This is a genomic window from Rhodococcus sp. PvR044 (assembly GCF_040548995.1).
GTDB lineage: Bacteria > Actinomycetota > Actinomycetes > Mycobacteriales > Mycobacteriaceae > Rhodococcus_G > Rhodococcus_G oryzae.
The window spans coordinates 233608-256785 of sequence record NZ_JBEPSX010000001.1; the positions used below are offsets into that span (position 1 = coordinate 233608).

Sequence of the window (23178 nt, forward strand, 5' to 3'; positions counted from 1 at the left end):
AGATGACTGAATTTTCCACCGTTCTCGTCGCCAACCGCGGCGAGATCGCGGTCCGCGTCATCCGCACCCTGCGTGCCATGGGCATCCGCTCGGTGGCGGTGTACAGCGAGGCGGACGCAGGCGCGCGACACGTGCGCGAGGCCGACACCGCGGTCCTGCTCGGCCCCGCGGCGGCGCGCGAGAGCTACCTCGACATCGCCAAGGTGGTCGACGCGGCGAAGCGGACGGGTGCCCAGGCGGTGCACCCCGGCTACGGATTCCTCTCCGAGAACGCGGCCTTCGCGGCCGCCCTCGCGGACGCGGGCATCGCCTTCCTCGGGCCCTCCGCCCGGGCCATCGAGGTGATGGGCGACAAGATCACCGCCAAGAACGCGGTGGCCGAGTTCGACGTCCCTGTGGTGCCCGGCATCGCCAGGCCCGGACTGACCGACGCCGAGCTGATCGCCGCGGCCGTGGACATCGGGTACCCGGTTCTCGTGAAGCCGTCCGCGGGCGGCGGCGGCAAGGGCATGCGGCTGGTCGAGGAGCCGGACAAGCTCGCCGACGCGCTGGCGAGCGCGCGCCGCGAGGCCGCCTCCGCCTTCGGCGACGACACCCTGTTCCTGGAGCGTTTCGTGCTGCGCCCCCGGCACATCGAGGTGCAGATCCTCGCCGACACCCACGGCAACGTCGTACACCTCGGCGAGCGCGAGTGCAGCCTGCAGCGTCGTCACCAGAAGGTCATCGAGGAGGCGCCGTCGCCGCTGCTCGACGAGGCCACCCGCGCCCGGATCGGCGAGGCGGCCTGCAACACCGCGCGGAGCGTCGACTACACCGGCGCGGGCACTGTGGAGTTCATCGTCTCCGCGGACCGCCCCGACGAGTTCTTCTTCATGGAGATGAACACGCGCCTGCAGGTGGAGCACCCGGTCACCGAGATGGTCACCGGGCTCGATCTGGTCGAGTGGCAGGTCCGGGTTGCCGCAGGCGAGAAGCTCGGCATCTCCCAGGACGAGATCACCATGACCGGCCATGCCATCGAGGCCCGCGTCTACGCCGAGGACCCCGCCCGCGGCTTCCTGCCGACGGGCGGACTGGTCCTCGACGTCGTGGAGCCGTCCGGCCCCGGTATCCGGATCGATTCGGGCCTGCGGGCGGGAACCGAGGTCGGCAGCGACTACGACCCGATGCTGTCGAAGGTCATCGCGCACGCCGCCGACCGCGCCGGGGCGCTCCGCAAGCTCGACCGGGCGCTCGCCGACACCGCGGTGCTCGGTGTGGTCACCAACATCGACTTCGCGCGGTTCCTGCTCGCGGACCCGGACGTCGTCGCGGGCCGCCTCGACACCGGTCTGCTCGACCGCAGGCTCGAGGACTATGTCGCGGTCGACGCCTCGGGTGCGCAGTTCATGGCGGCGGGCGCCTACCGGTGGCTGACGCGCTGGCCCCAGGGCACCGAGGCCGACCTGTGGGAGCGACCGACCGGCTGGCGGGTCGGTACCCCGGCGCCGACCAGCATCCGGCTCGCCTCGCCTGCCCGCACCGACCACGTGCGGATCGTCGGTACGCCCGGCGACGCGCTGGTGTCGATGGAGGATGGCGAAACACGAAGGCTGACCGCATCATTGGACGGTTCCACGCTGTCCGTCGCGGTGGACGGATTGCGGGCGAGCTACCTGGTGGCCGCCCACGACGGTCACATCTGGCTCTCGGGCACCGACGGGACCGCGGTCCTTCGCGAGGTTCGGGAGGTCAGCGTCCGCACGGGTGACGCGCACGCGGGGGAGGCCGAGATCACCAGCCCGATGCCGGGCGCGGTCATCGCGGTCGGCGTGGAGCACGGCGCGACCGTCGCCGCGGGCACCGCGGTGGTCGTGGTCGAGGCGATGAAGATGGAGCACTCGCTGACCTCGCCCATCGACGGCACCGTCGAGTTGCTCGTCGCGGCGGGCGACCAGGTGAAGGTCGACCAGATCCTCGCTCGCGTGATCCCGCATGCACCCGAAACTTCCGATAACTCAGGACAACCCGAACTCGCAGAGACGACAACGAAGGGCGCCGCGGCATGACCGATTACCTCTCCTCCGGATCGCTGCCCGACGAGTACCAGCAGCTCGCGAAGGTGGTCCGCGACTTCGCGCAGACCGTCGTCGCGCCGGTCGCCGCCGAGCACGACGCGAACCACACCTTCCCGTACGAGGTCGTCGCGGGAATGGCCGAGCTTGGCCTGTTCGGCCTGCCGTTCTCCGAGGAGTACGGCGGACAGGGCGGCGACTACTTCGCGCTGTGCCTCGCCCTCGAGGAGCTCGGCAAGGTCGACCAGTCCGTGGCCATCACCCTGGAAGCGGGCGTCTCGCTCGGCGCGATGCCGATCTACCGTTTCGGCAACGAGGCGCAGAAGCAGGAGTGGCTGCCGCAGCTCACGAGCGGCAAGGCGCTGGCCGCGTTCGGCCTCACCGAGCCGGGAGCAGGCAGCGACGCAGGGGGCACCAGGACCACCGCGAAGGAAGACGGCGGCGACTGGATCATCAACGGCAACAAGCAGTTCATCACCAACTCCGGCACCGACATCACCCGCCTGGTCACCGTCACCGCGGTCACGGGCGAGAAGGAGAACGGGAAGAAGGAGATCTCCACCATCCTGGTGCCGACCTCCACGCCGGGATTCACCGCGGAGCCGGCGTACAACAAGGTCGGCTGGAACGCCTCCGACACCCACCCGCTGACCTTCCAGGATGTTCGGGTGCCCCAGGAGAACCTGCTGGGCGAGCGCGGGCGTGGGTATGCGAACTTCCTGCGCATCCTCGACGAGGGTCGGATCGCGATCGCGGCGCTGAGCGTCGGTGCGGCGCAGGGCTGCGTGGACGAGTCGGTCAAGTACGCCAAGGAGCGCGAGGCGTTCGGCAAGCCGATCGGCGCCAACCAGGCCATCGCCTTCAAGATCGCGCGGATGGAGGTGCGCGCGCACGTCGCCCGCACCGCGTACTACGACGCGGCCGCACTCATGCTGGCGGGCAAGCCCTTCAAGAAGCAGGCCTCCATCGCCAAGCTGGTCGCCAGCGAGGCCGCGATGGACAACGCCCGCGACGCCACCCAGATCTTCGGCGGCTACGGCTTCATGAACGAGTACCCGGTCGCCCGGCACTACCGGGACAGCAAGATCCTCGAGATCGGCGAGGGCACCACCGAGGTGCAGCTGATGCTGATCGCGCGCGAGGCCGGGCTGTGAGCCAGCCGGACCGCAAGAGGGTCGTCCAGCGCGGGCTCTGGTTCGAGGAGTTCGAGACCGACGTCGTCTACGAGCACCGCCCCGGTCGCACCATCACCGAGGCGGACAACGTCCTGTTCACCACGCTGACGATGAACACTCAGGCGCTGCACCTGGACGCCGCGTTCAGCGAGCAGTTGCCGCCGTTCAACCAGCGGCTGGTGAACTCGATGTTCACGCTGTCCACCCTGGTCGGCCTGTCGGTCGCCCAGCTCACCCAGGGGACGATCGTCGCGAACCTCGGGTTCTCCGAGATCTCCTTCCCCAAGCCGCTCTTCCACGGCGACACCATGTACGCCGAGACGGTGATCACCGACAAGCGGGAGTCGAAGAGCAGGCCGGGCGAGGGCATCATCACCCTGGCGCACACCGCGCGGAACCAGCACGGCGACGTGGTGGCGATCGCGGTGCGCAAGACGCTGGTCAGGAAGAGGCCGTCATGACAGCGAACTCCGGTCACTCCTCGGGGTGGACACCGCCCGGCCCGGCCTGGCTTTTCTGCCCGGCGGATCGGCCGGAGCGCTACGCGAAGGCCGCGGCCGCCGCGGACGTCGTCATCCTCGACCTCGAGGACGGCGTCGCCCCCGCGGACAAGGCGGCCGCACGTCGCGCGCTGATCGACACCCCGCTCGACCCCGAGCGCACCGTGGTGCGGATCAACGCGGCGGGCACCGAGGACCAGGCGCTCGACCTGGAGGCGCTGCTACAGACCCGCTACCCGAGGGTGATGCTGCCCAAGTGCGAGTCGGCGGAACAGGTGCGCTCCCTCGCCCCGCGCCAGGTGATCGCCCTGATCGAGTCCCCGCTCGGCGCCCTGACGGTTGCCGAGTCCGCACAGGTCGCGAACGCGATCGGGGTGATGTGGGGTGCGGAGGACCTGGTCGCGGCGCTCGGTGGGAACGCCAGCCGCCACACCGACGGCTCCTATCGCGATGTGGCCAGGCACGTGCGCTCCGGCTCACTGCTGGCGGCCAAGGCACACGCCAGGTTCGCGCTGGACTCGGTCTACCTCGACATCAAAGACCTCGATGGTCTGCGCGCGGAGTCCCTCGACGCGGTCGCGGTCGGGTTCGACGCCAAGGTGGCCATCCATCCGAGCCAGGTCGCGGTGATCCGGGCCGCCTACGAACCGAGCGCGGAGGACCTCGCCTGGGCGCGCAGGGTGCTCGCCGCGGTGTCCGAGGAGCGCGGGGTCTTCGCCTTCGAGGGGAAGATGGTGGACGCGCCGGTGCTTCGGCACGCGGAGGCGATCGTCCGCCGGAGTGAATCGTTGTGAACAGTTCAGTCGCCGAGAAATCCGAAGTGGCTGAGAAATGTGAAGGGAACAGCAAGCTGATGTCCGAGTCCACTGTCATCGTCGCCGGAGCCCGTACCCCGATGGGTCGGCTCCTCGGTTCGCTGAAGGGCTTCTCCGGGTCCGATCTCGGTGGCATCGCCATCAAGGGCGCGCTGGAGAAGGCGGGCGTCGCGCCCGAGAGTGTCGAGTACGTGATCATGGGCCAGGTGCTCACCGCGGGCGCCGGTCAGATGCCCGCGCGCCAGGCGGCCGTCGCCGCGGGCATCCCGATGGACGTGCCCGCCCTGTCGATCAACAAGGTGTGTCTCTCTGGTGTCGACGCGATCGCGCTGGCCGACCAGCTGATCCGCGCGGGCGAGTTCGACATCGTGGTCGCCGGTGGCCAGGAGTCGATGAGCCGCGCACCGCACATGCTGGAGAAGAGCCGTGAGGGCTTCAAGTACGGCGACGTGACCATGCGTGACCACATGGCGTACGACGGCCTGCACGACATCTTCACCGACCAGGCGATGGGGCTGCTGACCGAGCAGGTCAACCAGCAGGAAGCCACCCACATCACCCGCGAGGAGCAGGACGCGTTCGCGGCGGCCTCGCACCAGAACGCCGCGCGCGCCTGGAAGAACGGCCTGTTCGACAACGAGGTCGTGCCGGTGGAGATCCCGCAGCGCAAGGGCGATCCGATCGTCTTCGCCGAGGACGAGGGCATCCGGGCCGACACCACCGTCGAGTCGCTGAGCACGCTGCGCCCTGCGTTCAGCAAGGACGGCACGATCACCGCCGGCTCGGCCTCGCCGATCTCCGACGGCGCCGCCGCCGTGGTCGTGATGAGCAAGGCCAAGGCGCAGGAGCTGGGCCTGAGCTGGATCGCCGAGATCGGCGCGCACGGCGTGGTGGCCGGCCCCGACTCCACCCTGCAGTCGCAGCCCGCACGCGCGATCGCAAAGGCCTGCGCGAAGGAGGGCATCGCACCAACCGATCTCGACCTCGTCGAGATCAACGAGGCCTTCGCGGCCGTCGGCATCGCGTCCACTCGCGAGCTCGGTCTGGACCCGGCCAAGGTCAACGTGAACGGCGGTGCGATCGCTGTCGGACACCCGCTCGGCATGTCCGGTGCGCGGATCGCGCTGCACCTGGCGCTGGAACTGGAGCGTCGCGGCGGTGGCGTCGGCGCGGCCGCGCTGTGCGGCGGCGGCGGTCAGGGTGACGCCCTGATCATCCGGGTCCCGAAGAAGTGACAGGCCAGGGCCAAGGGGAGGGCGGCGGCCGGTTCGACGCCGGCCTCGCCGTCCGGCGTGAGGTGATGGGCGACGACTTCGTCGATCGCGCGTTGACCCGCGACCTCGGCACCGACAGCGAGGCGATCCAGCGGCACATCACCGAGACGGTATGGGGTTCGGTCTGGACCCGCGACGGTCTGAGCCGGCGGGACCGCAGCCTGCTGAACCTGGGCATGCTGACGGCGCTGCGCGCGGAATCGGAGCTGCGCGGGCACGTCCGCGGTGCACTCCGGAACGGACTGAGCCGCGAGGAGATCACCGAGGCGATCATCCACACCAGCGGGTACTGCGGCGCGCCTGCCGCGCTCGCCGCGATGCGCGTGGTGCAGGAGGTCCTCACCGAGGACCTCGGGCCGAAACAGACTGACTGAGAGAGGACGAACCGCATGGAATCGCTTCAGCCGCAGTGGGAACCGACACGCGACGACGTGCGGAACGCCCGGATCACCGATTTCGCCTCATGGGTGGAGCGGGAGTACTCGGTGTCCGTGCCCGACTACCACTCGCTGTGGCGATGGTCGGTCGAGCATCTCGACGATTTCTGGCGGTCGGTCTGGGACTACTTCGGGCTCAGGTCCGCGACGCCGGTCGGCGAGGTGCTCGCGCAGGACCGGATGCCCGGTGCGGTGTGGTTCCCCGGGGTCCGGCTCAACTACGTGGACCAGGTGCTGCGCAACGAGCGCTCGGACCGGCCCGCCATCGTCTACTCCGGTGAGACGGCCGCCGAGGACGTCACCATGTCCTGGGCGGAGCTGCGCAGGCAGGCGGGTGCGCTGGCCGCGACCCTGCGGGCGAACGGCGTCGGTCCGGGCGACCGGGTGGTCGGCTACCTGCCGAACATCCCGGAGACCGTCGTGGCCTTCCTCGCGACGGCGAGCCTCGGCGCGATCTGGGCGGCCTGCGGCCAGGACTACTCGGCCCCCGCCGCCTTGGACCGGCTGGGCCAGCTCGAACCGTCGGTGCTGATCACCGCGGACGGCTACCGCTTCGGCGGCAAGCTGCACGACCGCCGCGACTCGATCGCGGAACTGCGGGCCGGGATGCCGAGCCTGACGACGACCGTGCTGGTGCGGCGGCTCGGTGCGGACGCAGGTTCCCAGTCCGGTGAGCCCGAGGGAGTCCTGTCCTGGGCCGCGGCGACCGCGGGCGAGGCGCCGCTCGAACCGGTGGGCGTCGACTTCGACCATCCGCTCTGGGTGGTGTTCTCCTCGGGCACCACCGGCCTGCCGAAGGGGATCGTGCACGGGCACGGCGGTGTGCTCCTCGAGCACCTGAAATCGGTTGCCCTGCAGATGGACATCGGGCCCGAGGACACCTTCTTCTGGTACACCAGCCCGAGCTGGATGATGTGGAACTTCCAGATCGCCGGACTGCTGGTCGGTGCCACCATCGTCTGCTTCGACGGCAACCCCGGGTACCCGGACGTCGATTCGCTGTGGGCGCTCACCGCGCGGCACCGGGCCACCGTGCTCGGCACCAGTCCGGGCTACGTGCTCGCCTGCGCGAAGGCGGGCGTGGTCCCGCGTCGCGACCACGACCTGAGTGCGCTGCGCACGGTGGGGATCACCGGATCGACACTGCCGGCGTCCTCCTCGCTCTGGATCGCCGAGAACGTCGGTGTGCCGGTGGCTTCCATCACCGGTGGCACCGACGTGGTCTCCGCATTCATCGGCGGCGCGCGCACCGTCCCGATCTGGCCGGGCGAACTGTCCGCGCCCTTCCTCGGCGTCGCGCTCGAGGCCTACGACGAGGGCGGCGTGCCCATCCGTGGTGATGTGGGGGAACTGGTCATCACCAAGCCGATGCCGTCCATGCCGATCCGATTCTGGAACGACCCCGACGGAAAGCGCTACCACGACGCGTACTTCGACGACTTCCCCGGAGTGTGGCGGCACGGCGACTGGATCACCATCACCGAGCGGGGAAGCGTGCTGATGCACGGCCGCTCGGACTCGACGCTCAACCGCAACGGGATCCGGATGGGCAGCGCCGACATCTATCAGGCCGTCGAACGCCTGCCCGAGATCGCCGAGGCGCTCGTCATCGGGGCCGAGCAGCCGGACGGCGGGTATTGGATGCCCCTGTTCGTTGTGCTCGCGGACGGGGCGGTGCTCGACGGCGCGCTCGAGGATCGGATCAAGTCGACGATCCGCGAGCAGGCGTCGCCGCGGCACGTGCCCGACGAGATCATCGCGGCGCCCGGTGTCCCGCACACCCGCACCGGCAAGAAGCTGGAGGTGCCGATCAAGCGGATGTTCCAGGGCGCCGACGCGGACCGGATCCTCGATCGGAGCGCGATCGACGCCCCCGAGCTGATCGACTGGTATCTCCAGCAGAGGCCCTGACCTGGGCGGGAGATAATTGCGTCTCATCATGTAACTGAATTTTTGTGAAGTTCGCCATATTTTGCATCGCGTTCCCATACGCTGCAGCCAAGGCGGGCGGCAGCGCGGTTCCGCGACGGAGGGCGAGCGGGTAACCGCAGTTCAACGGGGTGGAACTGCGTTGGCGTCCGAGATGGAAGCTGCCCACATGCAAAGGACGCGCCGTGAACTTCAAGAGAATCGCCCCCGCGATCGCCGCTCTCGCGACCGCAAGCCTGCTCGCCGCGGGCTGTAGCAGCGACAGCGGCGCAGACGCGGCCGACAACGCCGCGACCGGTGATCCGATCAAGGTCGGTCAGATCGTGCCCATCGAGGCGCCGGGCCTCGGATCCGCCACCTACGCCGCGAGCATGGTCGCGTCGGTCGACGCATTCAACGAGCGGGGCGGCGTGAACGGACGCCCGCTCGAACTGCTGCAGTGCGACTCCATGGGCGATCCGAACAAGGAGGTCGACTGCGCGAACAAGATGGTCTCCGAGGGGGCAGTCGCGACCCTCGCAGACTTCACGCCGGCCTCGTCCGAGGCGACGTCGAAGATCCTGTTCGACGCCGGCATCGCCCGGGTCGGGCTGAACCCGGTGAACATGGCGGACTTCACCGCCACGAATGTCTACACCCCGTTCTCCGGCTCGCTGCTCAACCTGTACGGGATGATCGACATCCTGGTGGCGCAGGGCAAGACCAAGCTTTCCCTGATGCGTCCCGACCTGCCGGTCACCGCGCAGCTGGTCGGCCTGCTGACCCCGGCGGTACAGGCGAAGGGCGCCGAGATCGTCAACGACGTGGCGGTGGGCGCGGGCGCGACCGACTACACCCAGTTCATCGCCGCGGCCGAGCGCAATGACGCACAGGGCGTGATCATGGCGCTGGGCGCCACCGACGCCAACCCGATCGCCCAGGCGTTCGAGCAGCTCGGGTCGAAGCTGACCTTCGCGCTGGGGACGGCGGGCTTCACCCAGGCCGACCTGCAGGACCTCGGCACCTTCGCCACCAGCTCGACGTACACCAGCCCGACCCCCGCGCCCTCGTCGAGCACCGAGGACTTCCCCGGCCTCAAGGACTTCCTGGCGGACATGGACAAGTCCGGCAAGGAGGAGCTCGAGCTGCAGAACCTCACCGGCGATGCGGTGAACCCGTGGTTGTCGGTGCGCGCGTTCGGCGAGGTGGCAAAGAACCGGACGATCGACGCCGCGGACATCTGGAAGGGATTCGAGAACGCCAAGGACATCGACATGGCCGGCCTGATCCCGGCCTGGACTCCGGGAGCGGTGGAGCAGTTCGGGATCTTCCCGCGGATCTCGAACTCGATGATGTACAAGATGTCGTTCGACGGTGACGTGCTTGTCACCGATCCCACGCAGTACGACCTGCGCACCCCCACCGCCTAGTTCACGCCCCACCATGGAGATTGACGAATGACTGAGTTCTTGCAGTTCGCGATTCTCGGCCTGGGAGCGGGCTCCGCCTACGCGCTCCTGGCGCAGGGCATCGTGCTGGTTTACCGCGGATCCGGAGTGGTGAACTTCGCCCAGGGCGCGATCGCCATGGTGGGGGCCTACATATGCCTGGAAACCCTTCGGCACGACCAACACTGGGGGCTGCTGCCGGCCTTCCTGGTGGCGGTCGTGGTGGCCGGACTGATCGGCTTGGCATTTCAGCTGCTGGTGTTGCGGTGGCTCGCCAACGCCGCGCCGATCGTCCGGCTGGCCGCCACCCTCGGCCTGATGGTGATCCTGCAGGCGGGGGTGCAGCAGTACTACGGCAGTACGTCGATCCGGGTGAAGACCTTCCTGCCCGACGAGGCGTATCGCTGGGGAGGCGTTGTGGTGCAGCAGGATCGGATGATCCTGCTGGGTATCGCGATCCTGTCGACGGCTGCGCTGTGGGCGTGGACCAACTTCACCCGGGTGGGCCTGGCAATCACCGCGTCCGCCGAGAACGAGCGGGCCGCCGCCGCGCTCGGCTGGTCGCCGCAGCGGCTCGCCACACTGACCTGGACCGTCGGCGGCGCCCTTGCCGGTGCGGCCGGCATCATGGTGGCGCCCCTGACCGGGCTCACCCCGTCGGCCTTCGTGGTGATCGTGACGGTCTCGGCGCTGGCCGCGGCGCTGCTCGGCGGCTTCCGTTCCTTCCCCCTGACCCTGATCGGCGGCCTGCTGCTCGGCGTGGGTGAGAGCCTGGTCGTCCTGTACCAGGACGACCTGCGGGATCTGCTCGGGATGGAAACGCTCACCGGCGTCAACCGGGCTGTGCCGTTCCTGGTGATCCTCGTGGTGCTGGTGGTGCGGGGGAAGGGGCTGCCGTTGCGCAGCCATGTCTCAGAGCGGCTGCCCAAGCTCGGTTCCGGCGAGATCCGCTGGCCGCTCGTCGTCCTCGGGATCCTGGTGGCCGTGGGCATCATCCTGGGCGGTGGCGACTGGCTGCGGTCGCTGACACTGACCCTGGCCGCGGCGGTGTTCCTGCTCTCGATCGTGGTGCTGACCGGCTTCGCCGGCCAACTCTCGCTCGCCCAGTACACCGTCGGCGGCCTGGGCGCGCTGTTCGCCGCGCGACTCGTCGGCGAGGCCGGCTGGCCACTGGTGCCCGCGGCCCTGGTGAGCGTGGCGGCGGTGATCGCGATCGGTGTGGTGTTCGCACTGCCGGCGTTGCGGACGCGCGGTGTGAACCTGGCGGTGGTCACCCTCGGACTCGGGTTCACCATCCAGGAGATGGTGTTCAACAACCCGACCTTCACCGGCGACAAGCTCGAGGGCTCGGTGAAGATCCATCAGCTGAGCCTGTTCGGACTCGATGTGACGCCCAGTGTCCATCCCGAGCGGTGGGCGACGGTGTGCCTCGTGGCGCTGGTCGTCTGCGGTCTGATTGTCGCGAACCTGCGGCGCTCGCGCACCGGGCGACGGCTCATCGCCGTGCGCACCAACGAGCGGGCCGCGGCCTCCCTCGGCATCAGCGTGTTCGGGGTCAAGATCTACGCCTTCGCGCTCGCGTCCGGCCTCGCCGCGGTGGCAGGCATCCTCCTCGGCCTGCGCAACACCGCCGTCACCTACCTCGAGTTCAACGTGTTCGCGTCGATCAACGCCGTGGTCCAGGCGGTGACCGGCGGCCTCGGGTTTGTCACGGGTAGCCTCATCGGCTCGCTCATGGCGCCCGGCGCGGTCTTCAGCCGGCTGCTGTCGGGCTTGGCCATCGCCGCGCTGCTCGGCGGCGTGATCCTCATCGTCACCCTGCTCACCAACCAGAACGGCATCGCCGACATGATCTCCCGCGGGGTGCGGAAGAACCCCGCACTGGCTGCGGTGCTGGCGCGCAAGAAGCGCCGTGGACATGAGCTGTCAGACGAGGCGCCCACCGGGTCGGTCACCCCGACGCCACTGACGGTGCGCGGCCTGACAGTCCGGTTCGGTGGTGTGACCGCCGTCGACGGCGTCGACCTCGACATCGCGCCCGGGCAGGTAGTGGGCCTGATCGGGCCCAACGGCGCAGGCAAGACCACCGTCATCGACGCCATCACCGGATTCGTCAGCCCCGCGGCCGGCAAGCTCACGCTGGGGGACCAGGACATCACCGGCTGGTCCACCGCGCGGCGCTCCAAGGGCGGCCTGCGCCGGTCCTTCCAGTCGCTCGAGCTGTTCGAGGACGTCACGGTCGGCGAGAACATCCACGCCGGCGCCGACGAGTCCACCTGGCTCGCCCGGCTCACCGACCTCGTCACCCCGGGCCGCCATCCCCTCTCACCGAGTGCATCGGCGGTGGTGCGGGACTTCGAGCTGGAGAACGACCTGGACGTGCTGCCGAGCGAGCTGTCATACGGCCAGCGCCGGCTGGTGGGTATCGCCCGCGCCGTTGCCTCCGCTCCCTCCGTCATCCTGCTCGACGAGCCGGCGGCCGGACTGGACGACGCAGAGAGTCGAGAACTCGCGGTCGCCATTCGGCACCTGGCCGTGCAACGCGGGGCCGGGGTGCTCCTGATCGAACACGACATGGGTCTGGTGATGTCCACCTGTGACCGGATCGTGGTGCTCGCAGCCGGCCGGGTGCTCGCGGCCGGCACGCCCGAGGAGATCGCCGCCAGCCCGGCGGTTCGCGACGCCTACCTGGGCACAGAAGACGACACGACGGAGGCAGCACGATGACCACCACCCAGGAGAAGGCCGTGCCGTCCACGACGGTGCTCGAATGCCAGGGCCTCAGTGCCGGCTACGGCGGGACCGTGGTGTGCCGCGGCCTCGACATCACCGTGCGTTCGGGGGAGGTGGTGGCGCTGATCGGAGCCAACGGCGCAGGCAAGTCCACGACGATGCTGACGGTGGCAGGCGAGTTGGCGCCGATCTCGGGCCGAGTGTCCGTGCTCGGTTCCGACAAGAAGGCATCGCTCGCCACCCTGGCGCGGCGCGGCCTGAGCTATGTCACCGAGGAGCGGTCGGTGATCATGGGGCTGACAGCCGCGGACAACCTGCGGCTGGCGGGCGTCAAGGCCGATGCCGCGTGCGCGATCTTCCCGGAACTGCGCGCGCTGCTCGGGCGACCGGCCGGCCTGTTGTCCGGCGGCGAGCAGCAGATGCTCACCCTGGCAAGGGCGCTGGCCAGGAACCCGAAGCTGCTGTTGGCGGACGAGCTGTCGCTCGGGCTGGCACCGCAGATCGTGGCGCGGCTCCTCGACGTGGTGCGGGCGGCCGCGGACACCCAGAATCTCGGGGTGTTGCTGGTTGAGCAGCACGTTCGCCAGGTCCTGCGGGTCGCGGATCGCGTGTACGTGATGCGCCGCGGTCAGGTGATGCTGGAGGGGACGGCCGCCGAGATCGGCGCGGACCTCGACGCGGTTCAGCGGGCCTATCTCTCGTCGGGTGAGCCGGGGGAGAGTGGTTAACAAGCAATTCGGTCAACTCTTGTACCCTTGGTCGGTCATCTGTCCTGGTCAGCGCGGGGCGTGACCCAAAAAGGAGCGAGGGGTGCGAGTGACGTCCGGAACGAAGTCGACGGTGGTCCGGGTGCCGAAGGCCGGTGAGTTGGTGGCAGCCAACCTGCGGCGCCGGATCATCACCGGCGAACTCAACGTGGGCGACCCGTTGCCCAACGAGGCCGTGCTCATGGAACAGTTCGGGGTGTCGCGGCCGACCCTGCGCGAGGCATTCCGGATCCTCGAATCCGAATCGATCATCACGGTGCTGCGCGGCGCACACGGGGGCGCGAGGGTCTTGGCGCCCGACGCATCGGTGGCCGCGCGGTACACCGGCCTGCTGCTGCAGTACCAGGGCACACCGCTCATCGACGTGTACCGGGCGCGGGCATCGCTGGAGGTGTCCGCGGTGGGAATGTTGGCGGAGGGCAACCGCGGCGAGGCACTCGCGACCTTCGCGGAACTGATCGAGGCGGGTGCCGACCTCGTGGAGGACTCCGCCGGGTTCGCCCGCCACGACGTCGATGTCCACCAGGCGCTCATCGACCTCGCCGGAAACCAGACGCTCGCGGTGCTCGGCGGGATGCTGGTGCACATCATCGATGCACACAACGCCCTCTTCATCGCCTCGCATGGCGGCGGCAACGAGCGTCCCGCCGCCCGTGCGGCGCATCGCGCCTATCTCAAGCTGCTCGGGCTGCTGCGCGAGGGCGATGCCACCGCCGCTCAGGAGTTCTGGCGCAAGCACCTCGACGCGATCGAGAAGTACATGATCGGCGACACCGAGACGACCCTCGTCGAGGTGTTGTCGTAGCTCTGTAGACCGTAGGGATCAGGGCACCTGGATCACCAGCGGCGGCAGCCCGGGTATCTGGACCTGGATCTGCGGCGGTGGGGGTGGGGCCGCGGGAACCGGCGCGGGCGCGGGCGGCGGTGGTTCCGGCGCGGGTGGGGGCGGTGCGGGCGCCGGTGGTGGTGGCTCGGGCGCCGGAGCGGGCGCCTGTCTCTGGACGGGTGGCGGCGCGACCGCGAGCGGCTCTAGTTGTGCCGCGGGCGGAGGCGGCGGGGGCGGGCCCGGGGGTGGCATCGGGGGCAGCGCGCCGGGCCGATCCGCCGGCTGCTGGGGTCCCGCCCCGATCGGTACGGCCGCGAGGCCGCCGGTCGTCAGGTCCACGACCGTGACCTGCGCCATCGGCTGCTGGGCGGGTTGTACGAGCAGTAGTCGCTCGGCGTCGTAGCCGGGCCACTCGTCCTCCGCCGCGGCAGGCTCCGAACTCGAGCGCGGATCGCTCAGCGGGCTTCCCCGCGCGCATCGGACCCGCGGCGTTCCGTGGTCGTCGATCAGCACGATGGTCCCGGCTTCGAGGACCGACTGATACGACGTCGCGCGCTGTCCGCTGTAGCCGTGGTTGGTCACCCTCGTGTCCGCGCGCAGCAGCACGGGCGTGAGGGTGCGCACGTAGCTCCGCACGTCGTCGACATCGAGCACGCCGGACCAGGCCTCCACCTTGACCGGATCGCTCTCGAGGTCTGCGACCAGCCGCTCCCGGTCGCACAGGACCCGGTCGAGGCTTCCGCCGTACAGACCGACGCGATCGCCTGAGACGCTGACGCCTGCGTCCGCGTTCGGGAGGTCGGCGCCGGGCGGACCGGGCGGGACGACCGTCGGGATCTGCGGGGGTAGCAGGCGGTCGGTCCAGGGCAACCGGCCGTCGGAGATCACCCGGTCCAGCGCCAGGGGCCGCGGCTGGGTCTCCTGTCCGTTCGAACACGCCGCGACCACCACGGCACACGCGACCACGAGCCATCGACCCGGCACGTGTCCCACACGTGGACCGGTCCTTGCGACAGTGCTTCGTCGGGCAGACCGTGCGGCCTGCCCGGCGATGACGGTGGCCACGCACACATCGTAAGCACTCGGTGGGGCGGCCGGGCTCTATTACGGGACCTCGGGCGCGGTGCTCAGCGAGCCGGTTCGGGCTCCAGGTCCGCGGCCGGCGTGGGGGCAACGACGGACGCGGGGACCCGACGCGGGATGAAGGCCGCGATGAGCAGCGCCAGCAACGCGGCCGCGGCGCCGATCAGGAATGTCACCACGAACGCCCGGTGCGTCGGCACAAGGGCCGGGCCGAACGACATGGTCATGTTGGCCAGCACCACGGTCATCACGGCACTCGCGAAGGACGTTCCGACCATCCGCATCAGGGAGTTGAGGCCGTTCGCGGCCGCCGTCTCGTGCAGCGGGACCGAGCGCATGATCAGGGCGGGCATGGCCGCATACGCGACGCCGATCCCCGCACCGATGATGGTCGAGACGAGCGCGATCTGCCAGACCTCGTTCATCAGCACGGCGCCGATCAGGTAGCCGACGGCGATGACGACGGTGCCGACCATCAGGGTCGTCCGCGGGCCGTACCGGTTGGTGATGCGGGCCGAGACCGGCGAGAGCAGCATCATCACGATGCCTGCGGGCGCCATGCACAGCCCGGCCATGACCATCGACTGGCCGAGTCCGTAGCCGGTCTCCGGCGGTGACTGCAGCAGCTGCGGAACCGTCAACGACGTTGCGTACATGGCGAATCCGGTCATGACCGAGGCCAGGTTGGTCAGCAGGATCGGTCGGGAGGCGGACACCCGGAGGTTGACGAGGGGCGCTGCTGTGCGCAGCTCGGCGAACCCCCACGCCAGGAACACGACGAGGGCCGCGGCGAGCAACCCGAGGGTGGTCGCACTGGTCCAGCCCCACTCGGCGCCCTTGGTGATCGCCAACAACAGCGAGACGAGGCCGGCCGCGAGCCCCACCGCGCCGAGGTAGTCGAACCGGCCCGGATTGCGGACGGATGACTCGGGGACCAGGATCGCGACCGCGATCGCGACCAGGGCGCCCAGCACCGCGGATGCCCAGAACAGCATGTGCCAGTTGAAGTTCTGTGCCGTCGCCGCGGCCAGCGGCAGGCCGATCGCACCGCCGACGCCCATCGTCGAACTCATCACCGAGATCGCGCCGCCCACCTTCTCGGCGGGCAATTCGTCGCGAAGGATGCTGATGCCGAGCGGGATCGCCCCGGTCGCCGCGCCCTGCAGGATGCGGCCGATGATCACAAGGGGGACGGTCTCGCTCAGCGCGCACACCACCGATCCCGCGACCAGGAAAGCCATGCTGACCAGGATCATTCGCCGCTTGCCGAACATATCGCCGAGGCGGCCCGAGACCGGCGTGACGACGGCCGCGGCCAGCAGGGTGGAGGTGATGACCCAGGACGCGGTGGAGGCCGAGGTGTTCAACAGCTCGGGCAGGACGTGGATCAGCGGCACGACGAGGGTCTGCATGAGCGAGACCACGATGCCGGAGAACGCCAGCGTGGCGAGGATCCAGGTGGAGGAGCGGGTGCGCCGCGTCGCGCTGTCGGCAGCAATGGTCACGACGGACCTCTTCTCTTGTGTTCTATGCGCTGATCGAGTTCGAAGAAAGCAATAGATGTGTACGGTACACATCGTATGTATCGTGCACAATCGGTGGGAGTATGGCGGCGTGATGCGAGGATGACCCTGATGGAATCCGAGGAGATCGACCCGGGTCGCGGGTTGGAGCGCGAGATCACGCTGATGGCCCGCCACACCACCCTGGTGACCAAGCGATGGCTGGAACAGCAGGCGCTCGACCGATCCGCGTATCTGTTGTTGAGTCGCCTCGAGATCGGCGAGCCGATGACGTTGAAGGAGCTGGCGGACTCGTTCGGCCTCGACGTCTCGACGATCAACCGGCAGACCGCCGCGCTCGTCCGGCAGGGGCTGGCCGAGAGAATTCCCGACCCGCAGGGCGGCACGGCGAGGAAACTCCGGCCGACGGAGGGCGGACTGCGCGCGCTGCGTTCCGACCGGCAGCACAACGTCGACGGCATCAACTCCCTCGTCGCCGATTGGGACGAGAAGGATCGACGGGATCTGGTTACCTTGTTGCGGCGGCTGAACGAACAGATCGAGGACCGACAGGGTCTCAGCTGGCCGAGGGACTGACCGACAAGCTGCGAGGGAGTTGCACGGATGGGCATCAACGAGGGACGCGTCGTGATCGTGACCGGCGCCGCGGGCGGCATCGGCCGTGAGCACGCGCTCGAGTTCGCCAGGCAGGGAGCGAAGGTCGTCGTCAACGACCTCGGGCCCGCCGAGGCGGTCGTCGAGGAGATCAAGGCGCTCGGCGGCGAGGCCATCGCGAACAAGGACGACATCTCGGACTTCGACGGCGCAGGCCGGCTGGTGCGCAGCGCGATCGATACGTTCGGCACCGTGCACGTGCTCGTCAACAACGCGGGCATCCTCCGCGACAAGATGTTCGTCAACATGACGGTCGATCAGTGGGACGACGTCATGCGCGTGCACCTGCGGGGGACGTTCGCGCCGTCGCAGCACGTGGCGTCGTACTGGCGGGAGCAGCACAAGGCGGGCACCCCTGTCGCGCACCCGCGCATCATCAACACCTCCTCGCCCTCGGGCCTGTACGGCAACATCGGGCAGGCGAACTACGGCGCCGCGAAGGCGGGCATCGCGGCGTTCACCGTGATCCTCGCCGACGAGCTCGCCCGGCTCGGCGTCACCGTCAACGCGATCGCCCCCACCGCTCTCACCCAGATGACCGCGGGCCTAGAGGGTTTCGTCGCTGCGATGGAGGCCGAGAAGGAACGCACCGGCTTCGATGCCGCCGCACCGGCGAACATCTCGCCGACCGTCGTCTGGCTCGGATCGCCGGAGTCCGACGGCATCACCGGCCGGATCTTCAATGTGCACGGCGGTTCGATCAGCGTCGCGGAGACCTGGGTGGCGGGCCCCGGGGTGTCGAAGAACGCCCGTTGGGATCCGGCGGAGCTGGGGGAGGTCATCCCGGCGCTGGTCGCCGAGGCGCGACCGAACTCGGACATGGCCGGGCAGTCGCGCAACGAGAACTCGCGTCAGGGCCTGTAGCCCCGCACTCACCCCCGCCCGAGCAGATCGAGAGCGAAGCTCGCGTACTCCGCGGCGATCTGCTCGGGCGAGGACGGTCCATCGATCCGGAACCACTGCGGCAGTGATGTGCACATCGTCGAGATGGCCCGTCCGGCATCCCTCGGATGCCGCGTCATGAGGCTTCCCTCGGCGATCGCAGCGTCGATCTCGTCGTCGAGAAGGTATTGGATCTGATTGCGGGAGTCGGTGATCCGCGCCCGGTTCGCCGGTTCGAGGCTACGCATCTCGCTGGCGCCGATGAATGCGAGTTCCCTGCGGTGCGTGTGATAGAGCGCGAGCGCCTCGACGATGAGGCCGACGCGCTCGAGCCCGCCGGTGCCCTGGTCCCGTGCCGCCCGCACCCGCCAGTGCAGCTCGTCCATCGTGAGATCGAGCGCCCGCACCAGTAGCTCCTGCTTGTCCCGGTAGTGGTGGTACATGCCGGGAACGCTCATGCCCGCCCGCTCGGCGATCGAGCGCATGGTCGCGCCGTGATACCCGGTCTCGACGAACGAGTCGATCGCGGCCGCGAGCACGGGGTCGATGCGCAGTGCTGGGAACATGCGCCAGTCACCCGTCGACTGTGCAGTTGCCGCCGCCGCTCCTGGGGATTCGCGCCGGGAAGTGCGCACTCGGCGGTCCGCGGTGGAGGGTCCGCGGGCGAGGGTGGTGCCGGCATCGCCCACCAACCGTGCGGCGGTGGTGTCGAGCGCCCCGGCGAGGGCGTGCAGTCGCTCGACCGAGACGCCGGTCTTGCCGTTCTCGATGGCGCTGAGCGTCGCCGGGCTGATCGCCATCCGCCCCGCGAGCTCTCGCAATGTCAGGCCCGCCGACCGGCGCGTCCGCCTGATCGTGTCGGGCAGGTGCTCCGGCTTGGTCAACTCTCGATCCAATCTGTTCAGTAATGCTGAACATGCTACACGTTGGCATCTACTGAACTCCTTTGACGGGCAGACAAACCTGTGAGATCGTGTGGAAATCAGCTGCCGAGCGATCGTTCGGCTACGTGACGAAGGAGGAGTGAGTGTGTCGATCGATCTGACCTATTCCCCCGAGGTCCAGGACCTCATCGACCGCACCAGGACCTTCACCCGCGACGTCATCCTGCCCATCGAGGACGAGCACGCCGGGGACATCACGGCCGGCGGCGGCGACGCGCTGCGGATCGGCATGCAACAGGCGGCCAAGGCCGCCGGGGTGTTCGCCCCGCACGCCCCGCTCGAGTTCGGCGGCCACGGGTTGAACATGTCGGACCGTGCCCCGGTGTTCGAGGAGGCCGGCTACTCACTGTTCGGTCCCACCGCGTTGAACATCGCGGCGCCCGACGAGGGCAACGTCCACATGTTGGCGCACATCGCCAACCCGGAGCAGAAGCAGCAGTTCCTCGCGCCACTGGCCCACGGGGACGTCCGTTCGGCCTTCGCGATGACGGAGCCGGCACCGGGAGCGGGATCGGACCCGTCGGCGCTGACCACCCGCGCGGTCCGAGCGGATGGCGGCTGGCGGATCAACGGGCACAAGTGGTTCATCACCGGCGCCGACGGCGCCGGATTCTTCATCATCATGGCGCGCACCTCGGGCGAGCCCGGTCAGCGTGGCGGGGCCACGATGTTCCTCGCGCCCGCCGACAGTCCCGGGATCCGGGTGGGGCGACACATCGACACCCTGGACCGGGCGATGATCGGCGGGCACTGCGAGGTCTTCTTCGAGGACCTGCTGGTTCCCGACGCCGCGGTGCTCGGCGAGGTCGACCGCGGCTTCGAGTACGCCCAGGTGCGGCTCGGCCCGGCCCGGATGACCCACGTCATGCGCTGGCTGGGCGCCGCGCGCCGCGGCCATGACGTCGCGGTTGCCCGGGTAGCCGAGCGGGAAGGCTTCGGATCCAGGCTGGGCGACCTCGGCATGGTTCAGAAGATGGTGGCGGACAACGAAATCGACATCGCCGCCACCCGGGCTCTGCTGATACGGGCCTGCTGGGAGCTCGACAGCGGCGACCCGGCGTCGAACGCGACATCGATCGCGAAGACCTACGCCGCCGAGGCGGTCTTCCGGATCGTCGACCGCAGCATGCAGATGTGCGGCGGGATGGGGGTCTCCGGCGACCTGCCGCTGGCGCGGCTCTCCCGGGAGGTCCGTCCGTTCCGGGTCTACGACGGGCCGTCCGAGGTGCACCGTTGGGCCATCGCCAAGCGGGTCGTCGGGGCAGCCAAGCGCGAGCTGAGGGGTGCGAAGTGAGCCTTCCCGGAATGAACATCGCTGCGCTGCAGCGGTTCCTGTCCGACAGCTGCATCGAATTGCATGGGGAGCTGCACGTCGAGCTGATCAGCGGCGGCCGATCCAATCTGACCTACCGGGCCTGGGACGACCGGTCGTCGTGGGTGGTGCGACGGCCACCGACCAGTGGGTTGACCCCGTCGGCGCACGACATGGCTCGGGAGTACACCGTGACCTCGGCGCTGCAGGGCACGGCCGTGCCGGTTGCGCGGACGGTGGCCTTCGATGCCGACGGCTCTGCACTCGGCGCGCCGATGACGGTGGTCGAATTCGTCGAGGGCACGGTGGTCCGGGATCAGGCCGACCTCGCCGGGCTCTCCGATGATCAGGTCGAGGCCAGTGCCGACACGCTGGTGCGAGTCCTGGCCGATCTGCATGCGGTGGACTACCGGGCGGTGGGGCTGGGCGACTTCGGGCGGCCCGACGGCTTCGTCGCGAGGCAGGTGAAACTCTGGGCGGGACAATGGGATCGGGTCAAGACGAGGGAGCTTCCCGATGTGGCGGTCCTGCATGCCGCGCTCACCGAGGCCATGCCCGCGACCTCGGCCGCGTCGATCGTGCACGGCGACTTCAGGATCGACAACACGATCCTGGATCCCCGTGACCCGGGGCGGGTCCGGGCGGTGGTGGATTGGGAGATGTCGACGCTGGGTGATCCGCTGACCGACGTCGCCCTGATGTGTGTGTACCGGGACCCGGTGTTCGACCTTGTGCTCGGATCCCAGGCGGCCTGGACCAGCGATCGGCTGCCGTCGGCGGGCGCGCTGGCGCAGAGCTACGCCGTCGCGTCCGGCCGCGACCTCGGGGACTGGAACTTCTATCTCGCGCTCGCCAACTTCAAGTTGGGTGTGATCGGTGAGGGCATCACCCATCGCGCGCTGCAGGGATCGGACTCCGGCGCCGGCGCGGTGCGGGCCGCCGAGGCGACGCCCGAGTTCATCGCGGCGGGGCTGCGGGCACTGAAGGGAGTGACGCTGTGAGCGACGGCGAGAACAGGACGGCCCTGGTCACGGGGGCCTCGCGGGGGATCGGGCTCGGGATCGCGACTCGGCTCGCGCAGTCGGGATACTCGTTGACGATCACCGCAAGGGACCCCGCGCGGCTCGACTCCGTCGCGGATGGGCTGCGCGCCGCAGGGGCGCCCGAGGTGGTGCCGATCGCGGGCGACATGGCCGACGAGACCGATATCGCCAGGGTGACGGCCGCACACGCGGACCGGCTCGGCCCGATGACCGCGCTGATCCTGAACGCGGGAGTCGGCACCGCGGGGGAGATCGGGGACTTTCCGCTGCGCCGGTTCGACAAGACCGTTGCGGTGAACTTCCGCGGGCCGTTCCAGTTGCTCCAGGAGTCGTTGCCGTTGCTGCGGGCGGGCGCCGCCGCGAACCCGGGCCGTGGTGCCAAGGTGATCGCGCTCGCGTCCATCACCGGTGTGTACGCGGAGCAGGGCCTCGCGGTCTACGGCGCGACGAAGGCGGCGCTGATCAGCATGGCGGCGACGTTGAACGCCGAGGAGTCCGGCCGCGGGGTGTGCGCCACGACCATTGCGCCCGCGTTCGTGGACACCGATATGAGCGCGTGGACCCACGAGCAGGTGCCGCCGGGGGCGATGCTCGAGGTCAACGATGTCGTCGAGGTGGTCGACGCGCTGCTGAGGCTGTCGTCGCGGGCCGTGATCCCGAATATCATCATGGCCAGGGCGGGCACCGACGGCTATCGCGCCTGAAAGTCGCGCGCGCGACGGCCCGACCGCGTAGCCTCCCGCGGGTGATCACTCTGGCCGATCCCGCGATACGCGAGTTCCTGTCGGCGGGCACCCGGACGGGCAAGCTCGGTTTCACCGCGTCCGACGGCCGGCCGCTGGTCGCTCCCGTGTGGTTCGTCGTCGACGGTGACGATCTGGTCTTCAACACCGGCACCGGCTCCGCCAAGGGCCGCGCCGTGGCGCGCGACGGCCGGGTGGTGCTCTGCGTGGACCTCGAACAGCCGCCGTATGCCTTCGTCCAGGTGCAGGGCGTGGCCACCGTGTCCGAGGACCCCGAGGAACTGATCCGCATCGCGACCGCGATCGGTGGCCGGTACATGGGGCCGGACCGGGCGGAGGAGTTCGGACGTCGGAACGGCGTGCCAGGGGAGCTGGTGGTGCGGCTCCGTCCGACCAAGGTGATCGCCGATCTGGACGTCACCGGCTGACCGGATCGTGTCCCAAGGTCACGGCCTGTGACCGAATCACAATACCGCTGTGACTAGCGCACAAGGTGCGTTCGCGTGCTGTGAAACGCCGCTGAGCTGGGAAGATGATCGAGCGTCCGCCGTGTCGAAGCGCTGGATGAGCGTGCGGATCGCGACAATCCGGGCCAGGTCTTGGACGCTTGTTAGAAGAAATACCAAAAGGGCATGAGCGGACCTGGTTGAGATGTAGATTACATCCTGCGGTGCGGGCAGAACTCGCCGCGATTTCGGGACGTTGCCACTCGTGGCGGCGTGATTGTTCCTCGGGAGGGCGATCAATGAGCGCAGGGTGGATCCATGGACTCGGTGCGCAGGGGGCTGCTTCGGTGTCCTTCACGATGAGGTTGAGACCTCGTCGCAGTTCGGCGATCGCGCGAACCGCGGGAAGTTGTGTGACCACGTGACAGGTCGCATGACCAGACGATAGTTCTCAGTGCGCTCGGCGCGCACCCGTTCCCGCTCGCGCGTATCGGCGATGCGGTCTCTTCCTTGTCGAATCTGATTTGGATCCTTACCTGTCTTTGCTGCGCCCATGGGCTGGGGGCGAGGGGATTCAAGTGGTTGTTTGGGACTCCGCGGTGTTCCGGAAA

General features: G+C 69.2%; 20 protein-coding genes. 17 read left to right on the top strand and 3 right to left on the bottom strand.

Annotation, left to right across the window (positions count from 1 at the left end):
• The first annotated feature begins 2 nt into the window (after positions 1–2).
• The 11 genes from ABIC28_RS01195 to ABIC28_RS01245 all read left to right on the top strand — a co-directional run bounded on the left by ABIC28_RS01195 (position 3) and on the right by ABIC28_RS01245 (position 13916).
• A complete protein-coding gene (locus ABIC28_RS01195) occupies positions 3–2048 on the top strand; it encodes an acetyl/propionyl/methylcrotonyl-CoA carboxylase subunit alpha (RefSeq protein WP_354577176.1) in 2046 nt (681 codons plus the stop codon).
• Complete coding sequence (locus ABIC28_RS01200; RefSeq protein ID WP_097211033.1) at positions 2045–3208, top strand: acyl-CoA dehydrogenase family protein; 1164 nt, start codon at positions 2045–2047, stop codon at positions 3206–3208. Before ABIC28_RS01195 ends, ABIC28_RS01200 begins: the two co-directional genes overlap by 4 nt.
• Positions 3205–3690 (top strand): MaoC family dehydratase, encoded by a 486-nt coding sequence (locus ABIC28_RS01205; RefSeq protein WP_077040797.1) that lies wholly within the window; start codon positions 3205–3207, stop codon positions 3688–3690. Before ABIC28_RS01200 ends, ABIC28_RS01205 begins: the two co-directional genes overlap by 4 nt.
• On the top strand, positions 3687–4523 hold the full coding sequence (locus ABIC28_RS01210; RefSeq protein WP_097211034.1) for an HpcH/HpaI aldolase/citrate lyase family protein: 837 nt from the start codon (positions 3687–3689) through the stop codon (positions 4521–4523). The genes ABIC28_RS01205 and ABIC28_RS01210 overlap by 4 nt, the downstream gene beginning before the upstream one ends.
• Before the next feature lie 59 nt (positions 4524–4582).
• Positions 4583–5779, top strand: a complete 1197-nt coding sequence (locus ABIC28_RS01215) for an acetyl-CoA C-acetyltransferase (protein WP_097211035.1) — start codon at positions 4583–4585, stop codon at positions 5777–5779.
• 65 nt (positions 5780–5844) lie between these two features.
• Positions 5845–6192: a carboxymuconolactone decarboxylase family protein gene (locus ABIC28_RS01220; protein WP_083742898.1), complete on the top strand. Its 348-nt coding sequence runs from the start codon at positions 5845–5847 to the stop codon at positions 6190–6192.
• 15 nt (positions 6193–6207) lie between these two features.
• Positions 6208–8166: an acetoacetate--CoA ligase gene (locus ABIC28_RS01225; protein WP_354577180.1), complete on the top strand. Its 1959-nt coding sequence runs from the start codon at positions 6208–6210 to the stop codon at positions 8164–8166.
• A 203-nt stretch (positions 8167–8369) separates the two neighbouring features.
• Positions 8370–9593 (top strand): ABC transporter substrate-binding protein, encoded by a 1224-nt coding sequence (locus tag ABIC28_RS01230; protein ID WP_269588633.1) that lies wholly within the window; start codon positions 8370–8372, stop codon positions 9591–9593.
• 27 nt (positions 9594–9620) lie between these two features.
• Positions 9621–12338, top strand: coding sequence for an ABC transporter permease subunit (locus ABIC28_RS01235; protein ID WP_209928700.1), 2718 nt, complete (start codon positions 9621–9623; stop codon positions 12336–12338).
• Positions 12335–13072 carry an ABC transporter ATP-binding protein gene (locus ABIC28_RS01240; RefSeq protein ID WP_097211039.1) on the top strand — a complete coding sequence of 246 codons (738 nt, stop codon included), beginning with the start codon at positions 12335–12337 and terminating at the stop codon, positions 13070–13072. Before ABIC28_RS01235 ends, ABIC28_RS01240 begins: the two co-directional genes overlap by 4 nt.
• A gap of 88 nt (positions 13073–13160) precedes the next feature.
• A complete protein-coding gene (locus ABIC28_RS01245; RefSeq protein ID WP_097211040.1) occupies positions 13161–13916 on the top strand; it encodes a FadR/GntR family transcriptional regulator in 756 nt (251 codons plus the stop codon).
• An 18-nt stretch (positions 13917–13934) separates the two neighbouring features.
• Here the strand turns inward: ABIC28_RS01245 and ABIC28_RS01250 are convergent, their stop codons facing one another.
• Positions 13935–14930, bottom strand: coding sequence for a DUF6777 domain-containing protein (locus tag ABIC28_RS01250; RefSeq protein WP_307861331.1), 996 nt, complete (start codon positions 14928–14930; stop codon positions 13935–13937).
• Positions 14931–15064: 134 nt separating this feature from the next.
• Positions 15065–16597 carry an MFS transporter gene (locus tag ABIC28_RS01255; RefSeq protein WP_502944978.1) on the bottom strand — a complete coding sequence of 511 codons (1533 nt, stop codon included), beginning with the start codon at positions 16595–16597 and terminating at the stop codon, positions 15065–15067.
• Positions 16598–16654: 57 nt separating this feature from the next.
• Between ABIC28_RS01255 and ABIC28_RS01260 the strand changes: the two genes are divergently transcribed.
• Together ABIC28_RS01260 and ABIC28_RS01265 are read left to right on the top strand one after the other, a co-directional pair.
• Complete coding sequence (locus ABIC28_RS01260; RefSeq protein WP_097211104.1) at positions 16655–17119, top strand: MarR family winged helix-turn-helix transcriptional regulator; 465 nt, start codon at positions 16655–16657, stop codon at positions 17117–17119.
• A gap of 27 nt (positions 17120–17146) precedes the next feature.
• Positions 17147–18061, top strand: a complete 915-nt coding sequence (locus ABIC28_RS01265; RefSeq protein ID WP_209928704.1) for an SDR family oxidoreductase — start codon at positions 17147–17149, stop codon at positions 18059–18061.
• An 8-nt stretch (positions 18062–18069) separates the two neighbouring features.
• Here the strand turns inward: ABIC28_RS01265 and ABIC28_RS01270 are convergent, their stop codons facing one another.
• Positions 18070–18963, bottom strand: a complete 894-nt coding sequence (locus tag ABIC28_RS01270) for a TetR-type transcription factor C-terminal domain-containing protein (protein WP_354577186.1) — start codon at positions 18961–18963, stop codon at positions 18070–18072.
• A 145-nt stretch (positions 18964–19108) separates the two neighbouring features.
• On the opposite strand from ABIC28_RS01270, the gene ABIC28_RS01275 reads away from it, so the two are divergent.
• The 4 genes from ABIC28_RS01275 to ABIC28_RS01290 are packed head-to-tail and all read left to right on the top strand — an operon-like array spanning position 19109 to position 22549.
• Positions 19109–20317, top strand: a complete 1209-nt coding sequence (locus ABIC28_RS01275; protein ID WP_097211106.1) for an acyl-CoA dehydrogenase family protein — start codon at positions 19109–19111, stop codon at positions 20315–20317.
• An 11-nt stretch (positions 20318–20328) separates the two neighbouring features.
• Positions 20329–21336, top strand: coding sequence for a phosphotransferase family protein (locus ABIC28_RS01280; RefSeq protein ID WP_209929250.1), 1008 nt, complete (start codon positions 20329–20331; stop codon positions 21334–21336).
• A complete protein-coding gene (locus tag ABIC28_RS01285) occupies positions 21333–22082 on the top strand; it encodes an SDR family NAD(P)-dependent oxidoreductase (RefSeq protein ID WP_097211045.1) in 750 nt (249 codons plus the stop codon). Before ABIC28_RS01280 ends, ABIC28_RS01285 begins: the two co-directional genes overlap by 4 nt.
• Before the next feature lie 41 nt (positions 22083–22123).
• Positions 22124–22549 carry a PPOX class F420-dependent oxidoreductase gene (locus tag ABIC28_RS01290; protein WP_209928707.1) on the top strand — a complete coding sequence of 142 codons (426 nt, stop codon included), beginning with the start codon at positions 22124–22126 and terminating at the stop codon, positions 22547–22549.
• The last annotated feature ends 629 nt before the right edge of the window (positions 22550–23178 follow it).

Bases quoted from the DNA above. Each gene is read 5' to 3' on its own strand.
- ABIC28_RS01215 (WP_097211035.1), top strand. From the start codon at position 4,583: ATGTCCGAGTCCACTGTCATCGTCGCCGGAGCCCGTACCCCGATGGGT.
- ABIC28_RS01240 (WP_097211039.1), top strand. From the start codon at position 12,335: ATGACCACCACCCAGGAGAAGGCCGTGCCGTCCACGACGGTGCTCGAA.
- ABIC28_RS01235 (WP_209928700.1), top strand. From the start codon at position 9,621: ATGACTGAGTTCTTGCAGTTCGCGATTCTCGGCCTGGGAGCGGGCTCC.
- ABIC28_RS01225 (WP_354577180.1), top strand. From the start codon at position 6,208: ATGGAATCGCTTCAGCCGCAGTGGGAACCGACACGCGACGACGTGCGG.
- ABIC28_RS01195 (WP_354577176.1), top strand. From the start codon at position 3: ATGACTGAATTTTCCACCGTTCTCGTCGCCAACCGCGGCGAGATCGCG.
- ABIC28_RS01260 (WP_097211104.1), top strand. From the start codon at position 16,655: ATGGAATCCGAGGAGATCGACCCGGGTCGCGGGTTGGAGCGCGAGATC.
- ABIC28_RS01200 (WP_097211033.1), top strand. From the start codon at position 2,045: ATGACCGATTACCTCTCCTCCGGATCGCTGCCCGACGAGTACCAGCAG.
- ABIC28_RS01280 (WP_209929250.1), top strand. From the start codon at position 20,329: ATGAACATCGCTGCGCTGCAGCGGTTCCTGTCCGACAGCTGCATCGAA.
- ABIC28_RS01255 (WP_502944978.1), bottom strand. From the start codon at position 16,597: ATGTGTACCGTACACATCTATTGCTTTCTTCGAACTCGATCAGCGCAT.
- ABIC28_RS01220 (WP_083742898.1), top strand. From the start codon at position 5,845: ATGGGCGACGACTTCGTCGATCGCGCGTTGACCCGCGACCTCGGCACC.
- ABIC28_RS01265 (WP_209928704.1), top strand. From the start codon at position 17,147: ATGGGCATCAACGAGGGACGCGTCGTGATCGTGACCGGCGCCGCGGGC.
- ABIC28_RS01210 (WP_097211034.1), top strand. From the start codon at position 3,687: ATGACAGCGAACTCCGGTCACTCCTCGGGGTGGACACCGCCCGGCCCG.